Source organism: Halobacterium bonnevillei (assembly GCF_009831555.1).
Lineage (GTDB): Archaea > Halobacteriota > Halobacteria > Halobacteriales > Halobacteriaceae > Halobacterium > Halobacterium bonnevillei.
In genome coordinates this window covers 1-6,246 of record NZ_WUUU01000170.1, presented here as the reverse complement: position 1 = coordinate 6,246, position 6,246 = coordinate 1, and the positions used below count along the sequence as shown (strand labels likewise).

The 6,246-nt window shown below is 68.0% G+C and carries 7 protein-coding genes; all 7 read left to right on the top strand.

Annotated elements, in window-relative coordinates:
• Positions 1-249, top strand: a 249-nt coding sequence (locus GRX66_RS15415) for an urease accessory protein UreF (protein ID WP_325064148.1), incomplete at its 5' end; no start/stop codon positions are given.
• 108 nt (positions 250-357) lie between these two features.
• Positions 358-834 (top strand): plastocyanin/azurin family copper-binding protein, encoded by a 477-nt coding sequence (locus GRX66_RS15410; protein ID WP_159527339.1) that lies wholly within the window; start codon positions 358-360, stop codon positions 832-834.
• 188 nt (positions 835-1,022) lie between these two features.
• Entirely contained in the window at positions 1,023-1,523 is a 501-nt protein-coding gene (locus tag GRX66_RS15405; protein ID WP_159527338.1) for a plastocyanin/azurin family copper-binding protein, read from the top strand.
• 1 nt (position 1,524) lies between these two features.
• A complete protein-coding gene (gene nosZ / locus GRX66_RS15400) occupies positions 1,525-3,522 on the top strand; it encodes a TAT-dependent nitrous-oxide reductase (protein ID WP_159527337.1) in 1,998 nt (665 codons plus the stop codon).
• A 213-nt stretch (positions 3,523-3,735) separates the two neighbouring features.
• The gene (locus GRX66_RS15395; RefSeq protein WP_159527336.1) at positions 3,736-4,497 is read left to right on the top strand and encodes a hypothetical protein; all 762 of its coding nucleotides are present in this window, start codon (positions 3,736-3,738) and stop codon (positions 4,495-4,497) included.
• A gap of 6 nt (positions 4,498-4,503) precedes the next feature.
• Positions 4,504-5,892 carry a nitrous oxide reductase family maturation protein NosD gene (nosD, locus tag GRX66_RS15390; protein WP_325064147.1) on the top strand — a complete coding sequence of 463 codons (1,389 nt, stop codon included), beginning with the start codon at positions 4,504-4,506 and terminating at the stop codon, positions 5,890-5,892.
• Positions 5,885-6,246: ATP-binding cassette domain-containing protein (locus GRX66_RS15385; RefSeq protein ID WP_159527335.1), on the top strand; the 362-nt coding region annotated here is incomplete at its 3' end. The genes nosD and GRX66_RS15385, both read left to right, overlap by 8 nt.

Below are 6,246 nucleotides of genomic sequence, written 5' to 3'. Positions count from 1 at the left end.
GGGGAGCGCGAGGCGTGCCTGGTCTGCTGTCACGGCTACGCCACGGCGCTGCTCGGCGCGGCCCAGCGGCTGTTGTCCCTGGGACACACCGACGCACAGCAGGTCCTGACCCGGCTGCAGCCGGTGATGCGGGCGGCCATCGCGGACAGCGCCGACCGGTCGCTGTCACAGATGACCTCGTTCGCGCCGCTCGTGGACGTGCTGGCTGCGGACCACGAGCGCGCCGACCGCAGGCTGTTCGTGAGTTGAAATCCCCGGACCGTCCGTCATCGACCACTAATGCGTTCGGGCGATTCCCGCGCTGGAAAACACTGCCAGGGCGTTTAGGTACGTCCAGCACGTACCCGTAGTTGCATTATGAGCGAGTTCTACTCGCGGCGACAGTTCGTAGCTAGCACTGGCGCCGTCGGTGTCGCAGCGCTCGCCGGCTGTACCGGCGGCGACGGCGACGGCGGCGACAGCGGTGACGACGAGACGACAGCACCTGAGACGACGGAGTCCAGCGGTGGCGGCGGCGACAACGTCGTCGAGGTCGGGCCGGGCGGCAGTCTCGCCTTCGAGCCCGAGGAGATCACCGTCTCCGTCGGCGACACGGTGACGTGGGAGTTCGTGAGTCCGAGTCACAACGTCAGCGCGTGGCCGGACATGGACGACACGGTGTCCATCCCGGACGACGCGGACGGCTTCGGGACGATGGAGGAGGGCGGCGACGCGTACGCCACTGTCGAGCAGGGCGAGACCTTCGAGCACACGTTCGAGACTGCCGGCGAGTACACGTACGTCTGCGTTCCGCACGTCGCCTCGGACATGGTCGGCACCGTCGTCGTGGAGTAGTCCGTCGCACGCACCACGCTGTATTCTCGCAGTCTAGGCCCGGAATTTAAGGCCGCGGTCGATTTTTCCGCCCGCGCAATCACGCCCCATCACAGGGCGGGCGAACATGTTCGCCCCTGTTCTCGGCTTCTTGTAGTGTGCTCGCCGGTTTAGGTGGGTCGAACACTGACCGATTGAGTGAGGCAAGAATGAGGGAGCACTACACCCGGAGACGATTCCTGGCCAGCAGTGGCGTGGTCGGCGTCGCAGCGCTCGCCGGCTGCACCGGCGGCGACGGCGGCGACGGCGACGACGGCGGCGAGGAGACCACCGAAGCGACGACCGAAGAAGACGGCGGAGACGGCGAGGACTGGGTGGAGACCGACTACGTCGAGATGACCGACGACCTCGTCTTCGACCCCGCCAACATCGAGGTCGAGTCCGGCACGACGGTGACCTGGGAGACTACGGGCGCCGTCGGCCACACGGTCACGGCCTACGAGGACAACATTCCTGACGACGCCGAGTACTTCGCGTCCGGCGGCTTCGACTCCGAGCAGGCCGCCGTCGACGGCTACAACGACGGCCAGGAGGGCAACGTCCCGCAGGGCGAAACGTTCGAACACACGTTCGAGACGACCGGTACCTACGAGTACTACTGCATCCCCCACGAGATGAACGGGATGGTCGGCCAGGTGCGAGTGGTTTAACATGACTGATACTGAATCCAACGACGAGACGAGCAGCGCGCTCGACCCGAGCGAAGTCGTACAGCGACACGAACAACAACTCGACGACCTGCTGGCAGACGTCGACGAACCGACGCCGCGCGACGATTCGCCGACACTGGAACTGGCGGGCCTCGAGCTCAACCGCCGCGACTTCATGAAGGCGGGCGCCGCGACCGGCGCGATGGCCGGCCTCGCCGGCTGTTCCGGCAACATCCTCGGCGGCGGCGGCGACTCCACGACCAGCGGGTCCGGTGACTCGTCGACGCCCGACCACAAGGTGCCGCCGGGCGAACACGACGAGTACTACGGGTTCTGGTCGGGCGGCCAGTCCGGCGAGATCCGCGTCGTCGGCATCCCGTCGATGCGCGTACTGATGCGCATCCCCGTGTTCAACACGGAAGCCAGCCGCGGCTACGGCTACGACGACGAGACCGCCGAGATGCTCGAGGAGGCGGGCGACTACACGTGGGGCGACAACCACCACCCCGTCCTCTCCGAGACCGACGGCGACTACGACGGCGAGTACCTCTGGGTGAACGACAAGGCCAACGGCCGCATCGCCCGCGTGAACCTCAAGTACTTCGAGACGGACGCCATGACGGACGTCCCGAACGTCCAGTCCATCCACGGCTGCGCGGCCCAAAGCCCGGACACGGGCTACATCTTCGGGAACGGCGAGTTCCGCGTGCCGCTGCCGAACGACGGCCGCGACGTCAACACCCCGGAGAACTACACGTCGCTGTTCTCCGCGGTCAACCCGCAGACGATGGAGACGGAGTGGCAGGTCGAGGTCGACGGCAACCTCGACATCGTCGACACCGACAAGGACGGCCGCTGGGCCATCGCGTCCTCGTACAACGACGAGGAGGGCGTCACGGTCAGCGAGATGACCAAAGACGACCGCGACTACGTGAAAGCCTTCGACGTCCCCGCCATCGAGGAGGCCGTCGAGGCCGGCGACTACCGGGAGATCAACGGCGTCCCCATCGTCGACGGCACCCGAGACAGCTCGCTGAACCAGGGCGACAGCCCCATCGTGCGCTACATCCCGACGCCGAAGAGCCCGCACTGCGTCGAGGTCGGGCCGAACGGGAAGTACGCGTTCGTCGCCGGCAAACTGTCGCCGACGGTCACGATGCTCGACATCGAGGCCCTCGACTCCTCCAGCGACCCCGACGACGTCGTCGCCGGCCGGCCGAAGGTCGGCCTCGGTCCGCTGCACACGACCTTCGACGGGAACGGCCACGCGTACACGTCGCTGTACATCGACTCCCAGGCCGCCAAGTGGGACATCGAGGCCGCCGTCGAGGCTGAGGCCGGGTCCGAGGACCCGATCATGGAGAAAGTGGACGTCCACTACAACCCCGGCCACATCCAGGCGCTGGAAGCGATGACGACCGATCCGGACGGCGAGTGGCTGGTCAGCCTGAACAAACTCTCGAAGGACCGCTTCCTGCCGGTCGGCCCGATCCACCCCGACAACGACCAGCTCATCCACATCGGGCAGGGCGACACGGAGATGGAAGTCGTCGCCGACCACCCGGCGTACCCCGAGCCCCACGACTGCGTGTTCGCGCACAAGGACAAACTCGACCCCGCCGCGACGTGGGACAAAGAGGACTACGCGGACGAGAAGGAGTTCATCACGCAGGACGACACCCGCATCGAGCGCACCGGCGACAGCTCCGTCGACGTGAAGATGTCCTCGATGCGCTCGGAGTTCGGCTTCAAGGACTTCACCGTCCAGGAGGGCGACGAGGTGACGCTCACCGTCACGAACATCGAGGGCGTGCGGGACGTCATCCACGGCGTCGCCATCCCCGAGCACGACGTCCACCTCGCCATCGCGCCACAGGACACCCGCGAGGCGACGTTCACTGTGGACAGTCCCGGCGTGTACTGGATCTACTGCACGTACTTCTGCAGCGCGCTCCACCTGGAGATGCGCTCGCGGATGATCGTCGAACCGAGCGACTGACCACCCACCCACGTCCCGCGACCGGCCACGACGCCGGTCCCGGGACACGACGTCGGCCACACGGCCGGTGTCTGTCATCCACGCGGCGACGCGCGCGTCGCCGTGCCGACGAACACCGGCGGTCGCCCGGGGTGCCTCGACGCGTCCGGCGTCGGCGGCCCGCGGCGGCCGCAACCGGTGGTTCGTCCAGCGAACCCCGGCAGGTGACACCCAATGGACTACGAGATACCCGAGAAATCCGCGTTCCTCGAACTCAGACGCGGCCTCCCGCTGTTAGCCGCGGCGCTGTTCGTCGCGGCACTGTTGTTCCCGATGTGGCGCATCGCCGTCGACGCGGTGCAGTACCCCCAAACGACGCTGCACCTCGAACTGTACGCGTACCCGCGCATCGCGGGCGACTACGGGGAGATGGCCAGCCTCAACAAGTACATCGGGTTCTACTACCCCGACCCCGTGTACTGGCAGCCGAACTACGAACCCCACCCGCGGGCCATCGACGTCCCCGAGTGGTCGCTGGGCCCGCTGGCGTTCATCGCCGTGTCGGCGTGTGCCGCGTTCGTCGCGCTCGCGCCCGACACGAAGCGCCTCAAGCGCGGGCTGATCGCACAGCTCGTCGGTACCGCCGCGGTGTTCGGCGTGATGCTCGCGGACATCCAGTACCGGCTCTACCAGGCCGGCCACACGCTCGACCCGGACGCGCCCGTGATGGGCGTCGACGGTTTCACGCCGCCGCTGTGGGGGAGCTACGAGGTCGCGAACATCACGAGCTACAGCCGGTTCGGCGTCGGCGCGTACATGTCGATGCTCGCAGTCGGGTTGCTCGTCGTGGCGTTCTACTTCCGGGACTCGGACGCCACGGCTCGCGACGTCGCTCGCGCCTGGCTCTCCCGGGTCGGCGTCGGCGACGACGAGGAGCCGGACTCCTCGCCCGGCGACGAGCCGGTCGGCACGGAGGACGCGGAGGCCGGGAGGTGACCGCCCGTGTCTGAACGCGCCGTCGAGGTCGGGTTCGCCGTCGTCGTCGCCGTCCTCCTCGTGGTCAGCGTCGGCGCCGTCGTCGCAACCCCCGTCGACGACGCCACCCGACAGACCAACATCGACTTCGACCAGCAGGTCCCCGAGTCCTACGACTTCGACGACCCGACCGGGGACGCCGGCGACGGCACCGCTGCCATCGACGGCCAGCAGTACGACTCGCTGGCCGCAGCCGTCGACGCCGCCGAACCCGGTGACACGGTCGAGGTGCAGGGCCACGTCGCCGGTCCCATCACTCTGGATACGCCGAATGTCACCATCGCCGGGACGTCGCCGTCCGACGCCGTCATCTCGGGCGACGAGGACGGCAACGTCGTCACGATCAACGCCTCGGACGTCACCGTCCGGGACGTCTGGGTGCGCGACGCCGGCTACAGCACCGCGGACAACGACGCCGCGGTCTGGCTGGCGGGCGCCAACTCCTCCGTCGAGGACGCGCGCATCACCAACACAACGTTCGGCGTCTGGATCGACGGCGTCCCGGACGCCCGCGTGGCGGGCACCACCATCGTCGGTCGGTCGTCCATCGAGCGGTTCTCCGACCGCGGCAACGGCATCCAGCTGTGGCGCGCCTCCAGCGCCGAGATCGCGGACAACCGCATCACCGACGTCCGCGACGGCATCTACTTCTCGTGGAGCTCCGACGTCCAGGCCTACGGGAACACGATGTGGGACCTCCGCTACGGCGTCCACTACATGTACTCCGACCGGAACCGCCTGGAGAACAACACCGCGTTCGACAACGACGTCGGGTACGCGCTGATGATCTCTGACGACCTCGAAATCCTCAACAACACCGCCGTGAACAACTCCGGCACCAGCGGGCACGGCATCCTCGTCAGGGAAGTCGACCACAGCACCATCGCGGGCAACGACCTCGTCGGCAACGACAACGGGATCTTCTACTACAACTCCCAGGACGACGAGTTCGCGGACAACCTCGTGCTCGCCAACGACGTGGGCGTACACCTCACCGCCGGGAGCACGAACCTGCACGGACACGGCAACACGTTCATCGACAACGCGGACGCGATGTACGCCGTCGTCGGCCAACAGGTGGCGTGGAACACCACCGACCGCGGGAACTACTGGGACGACGCCAGCACGGTCGACGTCGACCACGACGGCGTCAGCGAAGTCCGGTTCCAGCCCGAGGGCACGGTCGAGCGCCTCACCCGCGACCACCCCGAGGTGCGCGTGTTCTCCTCGAGTCCCGCGTTCGACGCAGTCCGCCTGGCGAGCCGCTCGGTGCCGCTGGTGGAGACCCGCGGCGTCGTCGACCACTACCCCCTGGAGTCCCCCGCCCACGACGACTGGAGGCGATACTATGAGTGACCCCACGATCAACGTTCGGAACGCACGGAAGTCCTACGGCACAGTCACCGCGCTCGACGGCGCCAGCCTGCGCGTCGACCGCGGCGAAACGCTCGGCCTCGTCGGCCGCAACGGCGCGGGCAAGACCACGCTGTTCAAACTCCTGGTCGGCCACGAGACGCCGGACGGCGGCGACGTGACCGTCGCGGGACTCTCCCCGGACGCGGGGACGGCGCTCCGCGAGCGCGTCGGCTACCTCCCGGAGAGCGCGGGCTTCCCGCCGTCGCTGACCGGCCGCGAAGTGTTGTCGTTCCACGCCCGCGTGCGGGACGTCCCGAATGACAACGCGCGCGCCGCGTCGAGCGCGTGCTCCGC